Origin of the sequence: Daejeonella sp. (assembly GCF_036405355.1) — a bacterium.
Taxonomy (GTDB): Bacteria; Bacteroidota; Bacteroidia; order Sphingobacteriales; family Sphingobacteriaceae; genus Daejeonella.
Window position 1 is genome coordinate 16,004 of record NZ_DASWXT010000051.1, and the last position, 15,218, is coordinate 31,221.

The window sequence follows — 15,218 nt, forward strand, 5'->3', positions numbered from 1 at the left end:
ATGAGATAATGAACGGCCTTTTTTATTGGGTGAGATCTTTTATTTCTCAGGAAGTAACACAATTCTGATGAAATTATCAGGGTTCAGACGATATTGAACTGTTGCTTTCAGGGCTTCAGGACTTAATTCCTTCAATGATTCAAGGTAACTTAAAACCTGTTTGGGCTCATCCTCATTCTGAAGCTGACTGGTCAGATAACCCAACCAGAAACCATTATCCTTAAGTTGTGTTTCTGTAGTACGGGTTTCTTCGGCAATGAATTTTTCAATATCACCAGCGAGGGCACCATTTACTCTGATCTTATTTATTTCATCAAGCGTTGAGCTGATTAGTTTTTCAACGTTTTCAGGTGCACAACCAAAAGAAATACTGAAGCTGTAGCGTCCTTTTGGAAACTTGGTATACGAGGCACGTGCGCCAACGCCATATACGCCGCCTTCGTCTTCGCGCAGGCGTTCAATCAGTTTAATAGTCAGAACTTCAGCCAGTGCATTTAATTGATTATTATGTTTTTCACTCCAGGTATAGTCACCACTGAAAACAAGACGCACACTTGCTTTTGGCTCCTGGCCTTTATAGATTTTTTTGTCAATTTTGCCTGCCGGAATCTGAATCCCAAGATCTTTTGCAGTTTCTTTACGGCTGCTTGAAGGTAATGAGCCCAGATATTGTTCAAGTAAAGGCCTAAGTTCTGCAGGGTTAAAACTTCCAACAAAAACGAATGTAAAATCACTTGCATCAGCAAAACGATCTTTATAGATCTCAAATGCACGGTCGAGGCTGACCTGATTAATTTTCTCAACAGATGGTCCCGTTCTGCGAACATTATAATTCCCAAGAATAGCAGCTACAGAATCTGCAAATACACTGTTCGGGTCATTACCCCTGTTTGCGAGTCCACCTTTTTGCTGAGCAATCAGACCTTTAAAGGTTTCGGCATCTTTACGGGGTTGTGTGAAATAGAGATAGGTTAGCTGTAATGCAGTTTCAATGTCCTTAGGACTTGTTGAACCGGATATTCCTTCAAACCTCTCCATAATATACGGTGAAACCGAAACTTTTTTACCGCTCAATAATTTTGGAAGCTGAACTGAATTAAATTCACCCAATCCGCCATTTCTGATGATCGCAGTCGCATAGAGGGCAGATTGAAAATCAGCATCGCTGTATAATGAAGATCCGCCCGCACTGAATGCAGAAAAACTAATCTCATCATTCTTGAAATCGGTTGGTTTCAGAACCACTTTTACACCATTGCTTAATTTGAATTCAGTTACCCCGATTTCAGGAATTTTAGATTCAGAAACAACCTTTCCGCCGCTTAATTTAGCAGAAAGCAATGGCTTATCTGAAACCTGATCAACATATGCATTAATATTACTTTGTTTAATGCCACTTATCCAGCTTTCAACTTTGGCTTCATCAGGCAGATTATCTTTATCTTTTTCAGGACCCATGATGATCACATCACGGTTGACGTCGGTAATATACTTTTTGGCCAGGTTATTCACATCACTGAGGCTAATTCCTCCAGTCATACTATTAGCCATTTTGTACTCATATTCAATACCCGGACTTGCTTCCTGCTCCAGAAAATGGCGCAGATATTCGTTTACAAGGCTTTCAGAGGGTGTTTTGTCTTTCTCTTTAAAGGCTGACTCCATATTGGTCAGATACGATTGCTTGGCACGATCCAATTCAGTCTGAGTAAATCCGAATCGCTGAACCCGCTCAGTTTCAGTCAGAATGGCTTTAAATCCTCTTTCCATTTCTCCCGGTTTCGCTACAACGAATACATTATACATGTCAAGCCCGGCTAAAAAACCACTTATATTGGCTCCAGCCTGTAAAAAAGGAGGGTCAGCCTGTTTGCTCATATCGGCAAAACGGGTCCCGATCATGGAATTAAACAGGGATCTTAGAATACTGTTTCTGTAATCTGTTGTGGTGATCAGCTTCGACTCCGGATGCTTGATCATTATCTGTGCGACACTAACTGGGAATTCCTTATCAGTTACTGCGATAAATTGGTTTTTATTTAATAAGGAGATCGAATATTTGGTTCGCTGGCGTGGCTTAGCGGGATTTTTAAGATCAGAAAATTTTGCCTTGATGGTTTGTTCCATTGCATCAACATCAATATCTCCAACAACAATTAATGCCTGAAGATCAGGACGATACCAATCTTTGTAGAACTGTTTGATTGTTTCAGCAGAGAAATTTTTCAGTACGTCTTCGGTACCAATTGGAAGGCGGTCGGAATAGCGCGAATTATTGAAAAGCATTGGAAGATATTTATCCTGCATACGTTGTTGAGCACCTTTTCCTAAACGCTTTTCTTCCAATACCACCCCACGTTCCTTGTCAATTTCAGCAGGATCTAAAGTTGCGTCCTGCGCCCAGTCGCGCATGATCTGAATACCATTTTTTAGTACTTCGGGATCATCTGATGGAATTGGAAGCTGATATACAGTTTCGTCAAAACTTGTATAAGCGTTCAAATCAGCACCAAAACGAACTCCTGCTTTTTGAAGGTAATTAACCAGATCGTTTTTAGGGAAGTTCTTTGTTCCGTTAAAACCCATGTGTTCCATAAAATGCGCCAGTCCACGCTGGTCATCATTTTCCATGATTGAGCCTATTTTGTTTGCCAGATAAAGCTGAACACGATTTTTGGGTTCAATGTTTTTACGGATATAATAGGTAAAGCCATTTGGAAGCTTACCGGTTCTGATAGCCGGGTCTAATGGAATGGTTCCTGAAGGTACTTGCTTGGTAGCAGCAGGCTTGTTTTTTACAACTGTTTGAGCATTTGATACTCCTGCAGCAGCAAACATTACCGCTACCGAGAGGGTAAGTACTGATTTATTTAGAAATTTCATTTTTATTAGGGTTTATAATTGGATTGCAAATTAGCAAAAACTACACCTTGATAATAATTTTTTTGTTATACATCCACCAAAGGATGCCAAGCCAGATCAAAATAAAGGTTACTGCACCGGCAAGGGATGCATTAATTGGTGAAAAGTACGGACTGAAGAAGGTTTCATACATCCATTCACGCGAGTTTACTGTGGTTCCATCCGGCATATTAACCTTAATCATGGTCAGAATTCTAGGGATAAGTCCTGAAAGAAAAAACACGGTTATTGCATTTACTCCGTAAACAACAAATGGTGTTGTCCCTTTTTTATAGCCCTGAACATCAATCAGCCAGTAACATAATGCAAGTCCAATAGTAGCAAGTCCGCCGGCGTAAAGAACAAATGAACTTGTCCAAAGTGCTTTATTTATTGGGAAGCAAAGATCCCAGATCAGACCAAGAATAACAGCTAATATCCCAATTGAAAACATCCAGGAAATTTTTACGCTTTCTTCCCTGTCTTTACGCTTTAGCCAGGTACCTACTAAAACACCAAAGAGCCCTGTACCAATCGCTGGCAGGGTACTCAGAATTCCTTCAGGATCCCAGGTTTTTGCTGAGCGCCATAAATGCGCCTCTGTAAGCAGGCTTCTGTCGAGCCAGGCACCCAGATTGGTTTCTTTTTCAAGATTAGCATATCCCACTCCGGGAACAGGGATCAGGGTCATCATTGCCCAGTAGGCGATAAGGATACCAATCAATAATCTAAGCTGGGTTTTTGGGTTGGTTTTTATAAAAATTACGGCAGTAATGAAGAACACAACAGCAATACGTTGCAGAACTCCCGGAATCCGAACTGTTTGGAATGCTTCCATCGGTTCAGTAAATACTTTTGGAAAAAGGTTTAGAAATAAGCCAAGTCCAAATAATATCAGTGCCCTTTTTAAGGCAGTCATGATAAGTTTCGAATGGCTCATGTATCCCTTTTTGCTGCCAAGAGCGTAACTGATGGAAACTCCAACAATGAACAAAAAGAAAGGGAAAATGAGATCTGTTGGGGTGCAACCATGCCATTCAGCATGTTTTAAAGGACCATAAACATGGCTCCAACTACCCGGGTTGTTGACCAGAATCATTGCTGCCACAGTCAGACCTCTGAAAACATCAAGAGATAATAGTCTGACCGGAGATTGTTGAAGAATAGAAGGTTGCGACATCAGGTTTATAATAAATGAATATTAAATCTGCATTTTTTTATTTTAATAAAAAAGGGTTTGCATGATTTAATAAACCAGCGCCTGTAAGCATTGATTTGCCGGTATCGATAAATGGATCAGCAAGGTTCTTAAAGCCTCTGAGACAGAACTTTTAAAGCTGTTTCATCCTTGTTTTCTATACTCAGCTGTTTGAGTTGTTCTTTAAGATCCTCTGTAATTGCCTGATATTTTTTCAGGCCATAAAGATTTTTCATTTCATTTGGGTCCTTTTGAAGGTCGTAAAGTTCCCAGAAATTTTTATGTTCATAAAAACGGATCAATTTGTATCGGCTGGTACGAATTCCGAAATGCTTTAAAACACTATGTTCGCCGGGGAATTCGTAGAAATGGTAATAGGCTGATTTTCTGATGCTTGCGTTTGTATTTCTGAACAGAGGCATCATAGATTTACCCTGAATTTCTTTTGGAATACTTAACCCGGCAGCTTCTAAAAATGTAGGGGCGAAGTCAACATTAGATACAATCTGATTCGATACAGTACCGGGTTTTATTATACCAGGATATCTGATTATCAAAGGAGTACGCATCGACTCTTCGTACATAAAACGTTTGTCGAACCAGCCATGCTCACCCATATAGAATCCCTGATCGGAGGTATAAACTACAATGGTATTTTTTGTCAGATCGTTCTTATCCAGATAGGAAAGGATTTTACCGATATTGCGATCGAGTGAGAGTGTAGTGCTGTAATAATCCCGCATATACCGCTGATATTTCCATTCCGTTAATTCATTTCCTGTTAGTTTCCTGCTCTGTAAATCCTCGTCTATTTTATCATAATAGGCATTCCATTTTAATCGCTGATCAGGACTCATCCGGCCAAGAAAAGAAGCAGCCAGTGCATCCGGTTCACTTCTCATTTTGAGATCATAGCCCAGTTTCATGGTCTTTGCAATCGACATATCCTGCATTCCGGCGGCAATCCGGTTTGAATACTGATCATAAAAATTCTTTGGGAGAGGAAAATTGACTTTATCAAATTTACCCAGATCCTGAATGTCGGGCATCCATGTACGGTGAGGGGCTTTTTCACCAACTACCACGAAAAAAGGTTTTGAAGGATCGCGTTTATCAAGAAAGTCTATAGTCAGGTCTGTTATTACATCTGTAGCATATCCTTCATTTCGGGTAGTGTCACCCTGCATATTAATCAGATCAGGATTATAATATTGTCCCTGGCCAGGTAAAATATTCCAGTATGTAAATCCCTGTGGATAGGAAACCAGGTGCCATTTCCCGATCCATGCAGTTTGAAACCCGGATTGTTTAAGTCGGGCGGGAAACACATCCTGAGAAGCGTCAAATGTATCGCGGTTATCCCGCATTCCATTTATGTGACTGTACTTGCCGGTGAGTAAAACGGCCCTGCTTGGACCGCAGATTGAATTTACAACAAATGCTTTCTTAAAAAGTGCCCCCTCCTTTGCTAAACGGTCTATATTGGGAGTTGCTCCATACTTCGATCCATATGCTCCAATAGTGGAAATAGCATGATCATCTGTCAGAATGATGATGATATTGGGCTTTGAAACTTGCTGGGCAAAAGCAGTCAAGGCGACCTGCATACTGATAATAATAACTGAGATCGTTTTCCTCATAATATCAGATCAGAATGGATTAAAATTTCCACCTGACAAAGGCTTCCATTGCTTCGTATTCGGCCAATCCCAGCTTATCGTATGCTTTAGCGGTTTCACGGGTACGGTCTTCGGCACGGACCCAGAATTCCCTGGCATCATCACCAGGAAAGACAGGTCTGTCTTTTTGAGACTGATGTTTGAATATCGCAAAGCGTTTACGTTCAACCTCCTGCGGCGAAAGCGGAACAGCCATTTGAATTTCGTGTGTCTCGAATTCATGCCATGCACCTCTGTATAGCCATAACCAGCAATCTTTTATCCATTCCTTATCTTTCAAGCGTCCAAGTGCCTGAATAAGAATATCAAAACATACTTTATGAGTTCCATGCGGATCAGCAAAATCACCTGCAGCAAAGATCTGATGAGGTTTAATTTTTTCAAGGAGATCTATAGTTACTTTGATGTCATCCTCAGAAACCGGATTCTTTTGTGTTTTACCTCTGTCATAAAAAGGCAATGACATGAAGTGGATCTGTTCGTCACTAAGTCCGGCAAAACGTGCACCGCTGATCGCTTCTCCTTTACGAATCAGCCCCTTTAATATCTGAATTTCGGATGTATCAGCCTGATTGGGCTGTTTTGTCTCAAGAAAATTCCGCATGGAGTGATATAGATCATCCAGCTTTTTGGTATCCATATTAATGGATTTGCTGAAATCGCGGGCAAATTCAACAAAGCGGAGTGCGTCATCATCCCAAACCGCAGTATTACCAGAAGTCTGGTATGCAACATTTACATCATGACCCTGGTCTACCAGGCGGATAAATGTTCCACCCATTGAAATTACATCATCATCAGGATGCGGAGAGAATATAATAACCCGTTTTTTGTCCGGAACAGCACGCTCTGGTCTTTGTGAGTCGTCAGCGTTACCTTTTCCACCCGGCCAGCCGGTGATAGTGTGCTGAAGTTTATTGAAAATATGAATATTTATATTATAAACAGGGCCTTTTTCAGTTGCAAGCTGGGCCATACCATGATTGTTATAATCTTCTTCAGTAAGCTTTAATATTGGTTTCCCAAGAGTATTGGCAAGCCAGATAACCGCTTTTTTGACCATTTGCTCATCCCATATACAATCTTTAACGAGCCATGGGGTATTGAAGCGGGTTAAGTCTGAAGCAGCATCCTGATCAAGTATGAACTCAACATTTTCTGAAAGCTGAAGATAGGTTGCCGGAACTTCAGAAGAGATCTCCCCTTCAACTGCTTTTTTAATGATTGATGCCTTTTTAAGGCTCCATGCCATCAGAATGATTTCTCTTGCCTTGAAAATTGTACCGATACCCATGGTTATCGCCTTGGTTGGTACATTCTCTTTTCCTCCAAAGTCCCGTGAAGCATCACGGCGGGTAAGATCATCGAGCGTTACCAGTCTGGTACCTGAATTTGGTGCAGAACCTGGTTCGTTAAAACCAATGTGTCCGGTGCGACCAATACCAAGTATCTGAAGGTCGAGTCCTCCAAGGGCGGTAATTTTCTTTTCATATTCCAGACAGAAGCCATGGATTGTTTCGATAGCTAAGGTTCCATCGGGGATATGAACATTAGCTATATCAATATCAATATGGTTGAACAGATTTTCTTTCATGAAAGTAACATAGCTCTGTGGCGATGTGGGTTTCATAGGAAAATATTCGTCAAGATTAAAGGTAATGACATTTTTAAAGCTGAGGCCTTCTTCTTTGTGAATCCTTACCAGTTCTTTGTAAACGCCAACTGGAGTTGCACCGGTCGCAAGTCCAAGAATTGCGCTCTCGCCATTCTTTTGTTTTCTGATAATCAGATCAGAAATCCGGCGCGCAACCTTTTTAGCAGCGGTTTCTTCATTTGGATAAACTGTAACGGGAAGTTTTTCGAAGCGGGTTTCTTCAAGTAAATTTAATCTTGCCATAAGAGGGTCAGACTTTTTTAGGTGAGACGCAAATATAATTACAAATTCATTATGCAGGGGAACTTCTCAAAATATATTGACCGGCAAATTTTATTTGCAGGTATTTAGCCGCTTTTTTATATCATTACACAAGATGAAAAGGTTTCTAATTCTGGCTATTTTAGGCTTTCTGGGTAGTTCCACTGTCCTGGCTCAAAAGATGAGTGTTATGTCTTATAATATTCATATCGGACAAAATAGTGCTAATCATGATCAATTAATGGAAATTGCCCGGTATATCAAGAATTCAAAAGTCGATATTATTGGTTTGCAGGAAGTTGATAGTGTTTGTAATCGTTCAGGAAAGGTTGATCAGATGAAATTTCTTGCAGAGCAGACCGGTATGTATTACGCTTATGCCCGACACTTTGCATTTGACGGTGGTTCCTATGGATTAGGGGTATTATCGCGTTATCCACTTATAGATATTAAAGATTTGCGTATCAGTTTAAGCAGTAGCGGGAAACCGGAAACCAGATCTCTCTTGACAGTAGAATTCATAAAAGGCAGGACTAAATTCACTTTTGCAACTGTGCACATGGATTATCGCGATTCAAGATCCCGTCAGGTTCAGTCCGAAGAAATTGTAAAAATATTTTCAGAGAGCAAAAATCCAATCATTCTAACGGGAGATTTTAATGCAAAGCCCGGAACAAAAGAGCTTGAAACATTGGAGAGCTTTTTCACTGATGTGACTAAGCTATCAGGCCCCACTTATCCTGCAATAAAACCAAAAAACAAAATTGATTTCATTCTGGTTAAAAAGGGTCTGATAGCAATGATCAAAAAACAGGACACAGGTGATGTGGTTTATTCAGATCATCTGCCCGTAGTAGCTGTTTTTAAGGTCATGAAGTCTTATCGAAACTAATTTAAGTGTATAGTTTTCAATGCAATTTGAGAATTACATAAAAAATTTGTTAAAGCAATTTAATCCCCAAACTAAGGTGGAATAAATTCTGCTTCTGACTATACTTTTCACTCTGGCTCACATTGCTTAGCCCGGCTTCATAGCGCAGATCAAGTGTCAGATTACCAAGGTCAACACCTGTTCCGGCTTGCAGTCCAAGGGTCTGTTTTTTGTAATTTCCAAAATCACTTACACCCTGGTATGCTGTAGCGAAGGTGGTGTTTTCATCAATAATGAATGATACTACCGGTCCGGCCATAAAACGAAGATTTAGTTTATTGGGGCCAATCTTAGTTCCGAGTAGGAGCGGAAGATCAAGCGTCGTAAATTTCACTTTTCCGTTCGCACTTATATCATTACCGCTATTGTCTTCTATCCGGATGAATTCGTTCCCCTTACTGCCCAGATATAACTCCGGCTGAAAATAAATTCCTGCAGCACCAATTCTTGAAAATATCCCCGCCTGATATCCCATAATACTGTTTTCATCAGTAAGGTCATTCTTCGTTTTTAGTGAAGAGTAATTTACGCCTCCCTTAATTCCAAAAGCAAATGATGGCAATTGTGCCATTGCCGTCATGCCTGATATGAATATAAGGCATGAAGCTAGTATGATTTTTTTCATAATATTTATATTTTTAGTTTAGTCTAAACAACGTCAATATTTATTCCAAATTATTGAGCTTAGATCATTTCAGCGAATTAGCTTGAAATTTGTCATGATAAACTTTAATTTTGTACAAATTTAAACCATGGCAGAGATCAGTATAAGTAATTCGGATTGGGATCGTTTGAAATTAAAAGTAAAACGTAAGTATAATAACCTTAGTGAAGAGGATCTGGCATACCAGCAAGGCCAGGAAGAGGAACTGATCACCAGATTGATGAGCAGATTAAAGCGCAATCGTGAGTATATTGTATTTACTTTAAAAAAGGGTATGCTGCATCTCGACACTAACCGCTTATAGGCAGATTTCTCCCAATTTCTCTAAATCTTTTCCCCTAAATAAAAAAGGAAGGATTTTTGTATCTTTAATTATCATAATTATAAGTATGAATAATCCTGTCAATTCTCGATCCGCAAGGTCAAAATTCAAGAAAGCATTATTACCAGTAGTAGTAATCATTTCAATTTTTTCATTTTCCTTCGTTGAAGATCTTTTTCAGGTGTCAAAGAACCTGGACATATTTGCTGCTATTTATAAACAATTGAGCATCAATTATGTAGATGATGTCAACTCTTCAGAGATGATGAAGAATGGTATCGATGCCATGCTCGAAGAACTGGACCCTTACACTGAATATATTCCTGAATCGGATATTGAAGACTATAAATTAAAATATGTCAGTACCCAGTATGGGGGGATTGGAGCTACCATTTCGAACAGGGCTGGAAAGGTTATAGTAGCGGAGCCTTATGCAGGTTTCCCGGCACAAAAAGCAGATATTCGCGCCGGGGATGAATTTCTTGAAATAAATGGTGTTTCCTTGAAAGGTAAGACCAACGAGCAGGTAAGTTCTATGCTTAAGGGTTCAAAAGGTACTCCGGTTAAGCTTCGTATTCAGCGTCCGGGAATGCCAAAGTCAATGGAACTGAATCTTACCCGCGAAGAGATCAGACAAAATAATGTACCCTATTATGGCATGCTTTCGAATAATGTCGGTTATATCAAACTTGATAAATTTCTTGAAAACTCTGCTCAGGAGGTAAAAGATGCCTTAGCAGAACTCAAGAAAAATAACATTAACGGACTTGTACTGGATCTTCGTTTCAATGGTGGTGGTATCCTTCAGGAAGCGGTTAAAATTGTGAATCTCTTTGTTGATAAAGGAGTTACTGTTGTGATTCAAAAAGGACGGAATCGTGAAAAGTCAATTACTTACAATACATTCAGTACTCCACTTGAGCCAAATCTTCCCCTTGTTGTTCTGGTCAATAATCGATCAGCATCGGCTTCAGAGATCGTTGCCGGATCATTGCAGGATCTCGACCGGGCGGTTGTTATCGGGCAGCGTAGCTTTGGGAAAGGCCTCGTACAACAAACATTTAACCTGCCATATAACAGCCTTGTAAAAGTTACCGTTGCTAAATATTATACCCCATCAGGCCGATGTATTCAGGCTCTTGATTACACTCACCGCGACACAGATGGTATGGTTGTAAAGGTTGCCGATTCACTCATCACCGAGTATAAAACCAAATCAGGAAGATCGGTGTATGATGGCAGCGGAATTTTCCCTGATGTTTTTGTAAAGCCACTGAGGTATAGCCTGATAACCCAGACTCTGGCCTCAAGGTATCATATCTTTGATTACGCTACACAATATCGTAACCTGAAAACAAGTATTAGTGATGCCAAAAATTTCAGGCTTAGTGATGCTGAATACAACGATTTTATAGCATTTCTTTCGAAGCGGGACTATAATTATGATACCCGGGTTGAGAAACTATTGAATGAATTGCGTGATGAGGCTGAGAAGGAAAATAAAATCGGAGATCTGAAGCCTGAATTTGATGCACTTAAAGCAAAAGTATCACACAGTAAAAAAAATGATCTGGTATTGTTCAAAGATGAAATCAGAAAGGTTCTTGAAAGTGAAATAGTATCGAGATATTATTTTGAAAAGGGCAGGCTTGAACAAAATTTCAAATATGATAATGAACTGAATGAGGCTCAGAAGGTTTTATCTGATAAATCAGTTCTGGCTTCTATCCTGAATGGCGAAGGAACCTATAAATCTATTGGAAAACCGGGAGAGGATTATTCTGCAAATGTAAAGTAGTAATGTGTTATCAGTTACCAATTACCTGTTGCCAGATAACAGGTAACTGACAGCAGATAACTCTAAAGCTTGAAAGTCAGCCCCATATTATAGAGCATAAATGCCCATTTATCAGCTTGTTCTTCGATGATTTTTGCAGTTGGTTTTCCGGCCCCGTGACCTGCGTTAGTTTCGATCCTGATCAGTGCCGGACTCTCTCCTTTATGATATTCCTGTAATCTTGCTGCGAATTTAAATGAATGTGCCGGAACAACACGGTCATCATGATCTGCTGTGGTGATCAATGTGGCAGGATAGGATACACCAGGTTTCAAAGCATGGTAAGGGGAGTATTTTAAAAGATATTCAAACATTTCCTTTGAGTCTTCTGCTGTTCCGTAATCATATGCCCATCCAGCCCCTGCAGTGAATTTATTGTAGCGAAGCATATCAAGAACCCCTACGGCTGGCAGGGCAACTTTGAAAAGTTCAGGACGCTGGCTCATGACTGCACCTACAAGGAGTCCGCCATTAGATCCGCCAGAGACTGCCAGAAAATCTTTTGAGGTATATTTATTACTGATGAGGTATTCAGCTGCCGCTATGAAATCATCAAACACATTTTGTTTGTTCATTTTAGTTCCGGCCAGGTGCCATTTTTCACCATATTCCCCTCCACCCCGGAGGTTAGGTACGGCATAGATTCCGCCCTGTTCAAGCAAAATGATGTTCGAAGTGCTGAATGCCGGTGTCAGGCTGACACTGAATCCTCCATAGCCGTAAAGTAAGGTTGGATTCTTTCCATTTAATTCAATCCCCTTTTTATGAGTAATAATCATCGGGATTTTAGTTCCGTCTTTTGAGGTATAGAAAACTTGTTTTGATATAAAATTTGAGGGGTCAAATTTTACTCCTGATTTTTTGTATTCAACAGACTGCCCGTTTGCGATGATGTATTTGAAGATTGTTGGCGGGTAGATGTAAGAAGTGAATGTATAATATAACTCTTTCTCGGATTTTTTCGCATAAAAGCCGCTTGCTGATCCAACACCAGGTAAAGTAACTGTACGCTCAAGGTTTCCATCCATGTCATATTGCATGACTAATGAAGTTGCATCTTTCAGGTAATTGGCAAAGATTTTTCCGCCTGCGGTACTGATACTAAGCACATTATCGGTTTCAGGTATCAGATCTTTCCAGTTTTCAGGAGCCGGATTGGATGCATCAACTGTGACCACTTTATAATTTGGTGCATTCAGATTGGTGAAAATATAGAGCTTACTGCCCTGATTGTCGATAATGCTATGATCACCATTAAAATTGTTTACGACATTAATGATCGGGCTTCCCGGTTTTGAAAGGTCCTGAAAATATAATTCATTTCCAGTGGTTGATTCAGCAGCAGTAATAACCAGAAATCGCTCATCTTCAGTAAGGCCGGCTCCAATATATCTTCTTGGAGTTTGCTCGCCACCGAATATGAGCCTGTCCTCTTTTTGCGAACTTCCGGTACTATGAAAGTATAATTTATGAAACTGTGTTAGACCTGAAAGCTGGCTTCCTTCTTTCGGTTTGTCATAACTGCTGTAATAGAAACCTTCGTTCCCTTTCCATGCAAGACCTGAAAATTTAACATCAATCAGGGTATCCCCGATAATTGAATGGTCATTAGTGTTGAGAATAATTACTTTTCTCCAGTCTGAACCCCCTTCCGAAATCTGGTAGGCCGCCATACTCCCATCTTTAGTGAATTCTATCCCGGCAAGCGAAGTAGTAGCATCTTTGGAGAAGGTGTTTGGGTCGAGAAATACTTCAGGTTTAGTCTTATCCTTCTGTCTGTAAAGCACATACTGGTTCTGCAGCCCATCATTTTTATAGAAATAAGTATAATCACCCTCTTTAAAAGGAGCGGTATATTTTTCATAATTCCAGAGTGTTTCAAGTCGGCTTTTAATGGCCGGTCTGAATGGAATCCGGTTCAGATAATTCTGTGTTACCTTATTTTCTGCTTCTACCCAGGCTTTGGTTTCTGCCGAACGATCGTCTTCAAGCCATCGGTAAGGGTCATTTATAGTGTTGCCAAAATAGGTATCTGCAATATCGATTTTATTAGTTTTAGGATAGGCCATTTTATTGGTATTGGGGCTTGTATGCTGTGCAATTCCGCACAGGGGGTCAATCAGCAGTGCGGCTGCTATGATAAATTGAACAGGTTTCATACTTATTGGTTTCTATGAATTCAAAAATACGAGAAGCTGGGTAATATATGGTCAATTACCCGTCATTACTGTTTGTTTAAATTGAGTAATGTTCAGAATATCTCTATTTAGACTTTTCAAATTGATGGTTTAGCTAATTTCAAAATTAGATATTCCACTTAAATTGCTCCCCTCCATTGCCTATCGTGTACCCACATCTTTTTGTAGGTTCCAGCCATTATAAATATCATAGAATTTGGTCAAGCCTCTGAACATGGTTGTCATTCCGGGTTTTCGCTGTGAGGTATAACCTTTCCAGCCTCCTATTCTCGATAAAACCCATACAGCATGGTTAAGTTTTCCAGGTTTAAAAGGATTTTTTAATGCTTCGGTTTTGCCTTCATTTCTAACATTGAGTGCTGTAATGCACTGCTGCTCTTCTTTTGAGAACAAAATGTCTGTATCAGGCACATTGGCTTCCTCGGGCTCATTGTAAGCAATATGCATTTGCATTAGCTTCATGATTGTGTCCAGTAGCATCACGGTTAATTTTCTGATTGACCAACCCGTTTCCAGTTCACTTCCTTCTATATTAAATCCTTCTTTCTTGAGCATCCTAAAGAGTTCCTCTATAAACCATCGCCAGGTATACCATTCAATAATCAATCGGGCCTGTTCAAAATCAGTGACTGGCCAAGTGGTTAGTAAACGCCAGTGAACCCCTTGGAAACCAAGCGCGCCAACTTCCAGTGCTTCTACTGCATACAATTCCACTCCTTTGTTTTTACCTCCATTAGGTGATCGAATGCTGGTTTTTATACACCGGACCTCTATAGTTGCTTCTCGTGAAGGCGTATCTCCATGGCTATCGCTATCCAGTCTAAGCTGATATTCTCCCAGCTTTTGGGAAGCCGAAAGACTGTTCCAAAGCTTTCCTTCTAGGCTCTCTGTATTCCTGTTCATACGCGAACGGATTAACAGGTGAGTACGTTCATCGGGTATTTGAAGAAACTGCTCAAAAATATCCCCCTCACGGTCCTGGACAATTACCACTAAGGCGGCATCAGCAAGCGTTTTTTTGCTCTGATTGCTGGCTTCTATCCACCTGTGAGACTCTTTTTCCGCTATCGGCAAGTCAAAATACCTTCGCTCAAACTTGTTGGGCATACCTAGTTCACGCCCCCACATCTTAATGCTGGAAAAACCTAACGGAAAACACGTTTCTGCATCAACTACTAGTGAAGGATGTAATTTAAAACCAATGCCCCTGCTATCATCAATCCCACCAAATCCACTACCATTCTTCAACCTGCCCCGATGAGAAGAGAGATTGACTTCTGTGGTATCCTGTATAGATAAAACCACTTTGCCTTTTGTCTGGTGTGAACAACGGGTAGCAAGTTCTCTGATCAGATAATCTTCTGAGGTCTTTGAGGTATGTAAAAAGCGGTAAAAACCTTTTTGCTCGGCACGGTTGAGCGATAAGCCCTGAATACTCCGGGTGCTGCTACTAAACAAACGTTGATGAAGCAAACTACCACGAGATTCTATGCGCTTGTCCCCAAAATAACCCGAATAATCTACTCGTATCATAAATGCAAATATCCAATTAATATTTATGGGTACACGATAG

Annotated in this window: 10 protein-coding genes; 3 read left to right on the plus strand and 7 right to left on the minus strand. The window is 40.3% G+C overall.

Annotated features, from left to right (window positions below; translation table 11 throughout):
- Positions 1 to 39 precede the first annotated feature (39 nt).
- From VGE44_RS06350 to nagB, 4 genes are all read right to left on the minus strand, one after another.
- Positions 40 to 2,883, minus strand: coding sequence for an insulinase family protein (locus VGE44_RS06350; RefSeq protein WP_331077073.1), 2,844 nt, complete (start codon positions 2,881 to 2,883; stop codon positions 40 to 42).
- Between the two features lie 40 nt (positions 2,884 to 2,923).
- Positions 2,924 to 4,081 (minus strand): acyltransferase family protein, encoded by a 1,158-nt coding sequence (locus VGE44_RS06355; protein WP_331077075.1) that lies wholly within the window; start codon positions 4,079 to 4,081, stop codon positions 2,924 to 2,926.
- A gap of 128 nt (positions 4,082 to 4,209) precedes the next feature.
- Entirely contained in the window at positions 4,210 to 5,739 is a 1,530-nt protein-coding gene (locus tag VGE44_RS06360; RefSeq protein ID WP_331077078.1) for a sulfatase, read from the minus strand.
- A gap of 19 nt (positions 5,740 to 5,758) precedes the next feature.
- Positions 5,759 to 7,675: a glucosamine-6-phosphate deaminase gene (gene nagB / locus VGE44_RS06365; RefSeq protein ID WP_331077080.1), complete on the minus strand. Its 1,917-nt coding sequence runs from the start codon at positions 7,673 to 7,675 to the stop codon at positions 5,759 to 5,761.
- 133 nt (positions 7,676 to 7,808) lie between these two features.
- On the opposite strand from nagB, the gene VGE44_RS06370 reads away from it, so the two are divergent.
- Positions 7,809 to 8,585, plus strand: a complete 777-nt coding sequence (locus tag VGE44_RS06370; RefSeq protein WP_331077083.1) for an endonuclease/exonuclease/phosphatase family protein — start codon at positions 7,809 to 7,811, stop codon at positions 8,583 to 8,585.
- A gap of 49 nt (positions 8,586 to 8,634) precedes the next feature.
- On the opposite strand, the gene VGE44_RS06375 is transcribed toward VGE44_RS06370, so the two are convergent.
- On the minus strand, positions 8,635 to 9,249 hold the full coding sequence (locus tag VGE44_RS06375) for a porin family protein (protein WP_331077085.1): 615 nt from the start codon (positions 9,247 to 9,249) through the stop codon (positions 8,635 to 8,637).
- Positions 9,250 to 9,376: 127 nt separating this feature from the next.
- Here VGE44_RS06375 and VGE44_RS06380 point away from each other — a divergent pair, with 127 nt between their 5' ends.
- Both VGE44_RS06380 and VGE44_RS06385 read left to right on the plus strand, forming a co-directional pair.
- Positions 9,377 to 9,592 carry a hypothetical protein gene (locus VGE44_RS06380; RefSeq protein WP_324484627.1) on the plus strand — a complete coding sequence of 72 codons (216 nt, stop codon included), beginning with the start codon at positions 9,377 to 9,379 and terminating at the stop codon, positions 9,590 to 9,592.
- A gap of 85 nt (positions 9,593 to 9,677) precedes the next feature.
- Positions 9,678 to 11,408: a S41 family peptidase gene (locus tag VGE44_RS06385; RefSeq protein WP_331077089.1), complete on the plus strand. Its 1,731-nt coding sequence runs from the start codon at positions 9,678 to 9,680 to the stop codon at positions 11,406 to 11,408.
- A gap of 62 nt (positions 11,409 to 11,470) precedes the next feature.
- Here the strand turns inward: VGE44_RS06385 and VGE44_RS06390 are convergent, their stop codons facing one another.
- Together VGE44_RS06390 and VGE44_RS06395 are read right to left on the minus strand one after the other, a co-directional pair.
- Positions 11,471 to 13,516 carry a prolyl oligopeptidase family serine peptidase gene (locus VGE44_RS06390; protein ID WP_331077093.1) on the minus strand — a complete coding sequence of 682 codons (2,046 nt, stop codon included), beginning with the start codon at positions 13,514 to 13,516 and terminating at the stop codon, positions 11,471 to 11,473.
- Positions 13,517 to 13,786: 270 nt separating this feature from the next.
- A partial coding sequence (locus VGE44_RS06395) for an IS4 family transposase (protein ID WP_331077091.1) occupies positions 13,787 to 15,218 on the minus strand: 1,432 nt, incomplete at its 5' end.

Excerpts from the sequence above, each read along its gene's own strand:
- VGE44_RS06385 (WP_331077089.1), top strand. The coding sequence starts at position 9,678 with ATGAATAATCCTGTCAATTCTCGATCCGCAAGGTCAAAATTCAAGAAA.
- VGE44_RS06390 (WP_331077093.1), bottom strand. The coding sequence starts at position 13,516 with ATGGCCTATCCTAAAACTAATAAAATCGATATTGCAGATACCTATTTT.
- VGE44_RS06350 (WP_331077073.1), bottom strand. The coding sequence starts at position 2,883 with ATGAAATTTCTAAATAAATCAGTACTTACCCTCTCGGTAGCGGTAATG.
- VGE44_RS06370 (WP_331077083.1), top strand. The coding sequence starts at position 7,809 with ATGAAAAGGTTTCTAATTCTGGCTATTTTAGGCTTTCTGGGTAGTTCC.
- VGE44_RS06355 (WP_331077075.1), bottom strand. The coding sequence starts at position 4,081 with ATGTCGCAACCTTCTATTCTTCAACAATCTCCGGTCAGACTATTATCT.
- nagB (WP_331077080.1), bottom strand. The coding sequence starts at position 7,675 with ATGGCAAGATTAAATTTACTTGAAGAAACCCGCTTCGAAAAACTTCCC.
- VGE44_RS06375 (WP_331077085.1), bottom strand. The coding sequence starts at position 9,249 with ATGAAAAAAATCATACTAGCTTCATGCCTTATATTCATATCAGGCATG.
- VGE44_RS06380 (WP_324484627.1), top strand. The coding sequence starts at position 9,377 with ATGGCAGAGATCAGTATAAGTAATTCGGATTGGGATCGTTTGAAATTA.
- VGE44_RS06360 (WP_331077078.1), bottom strand. The coding sequence starts at position 5,739 with ATGAGGAAAACGATCTCAGTTATTATTATCAGTATGCAGGTCGCCTTG.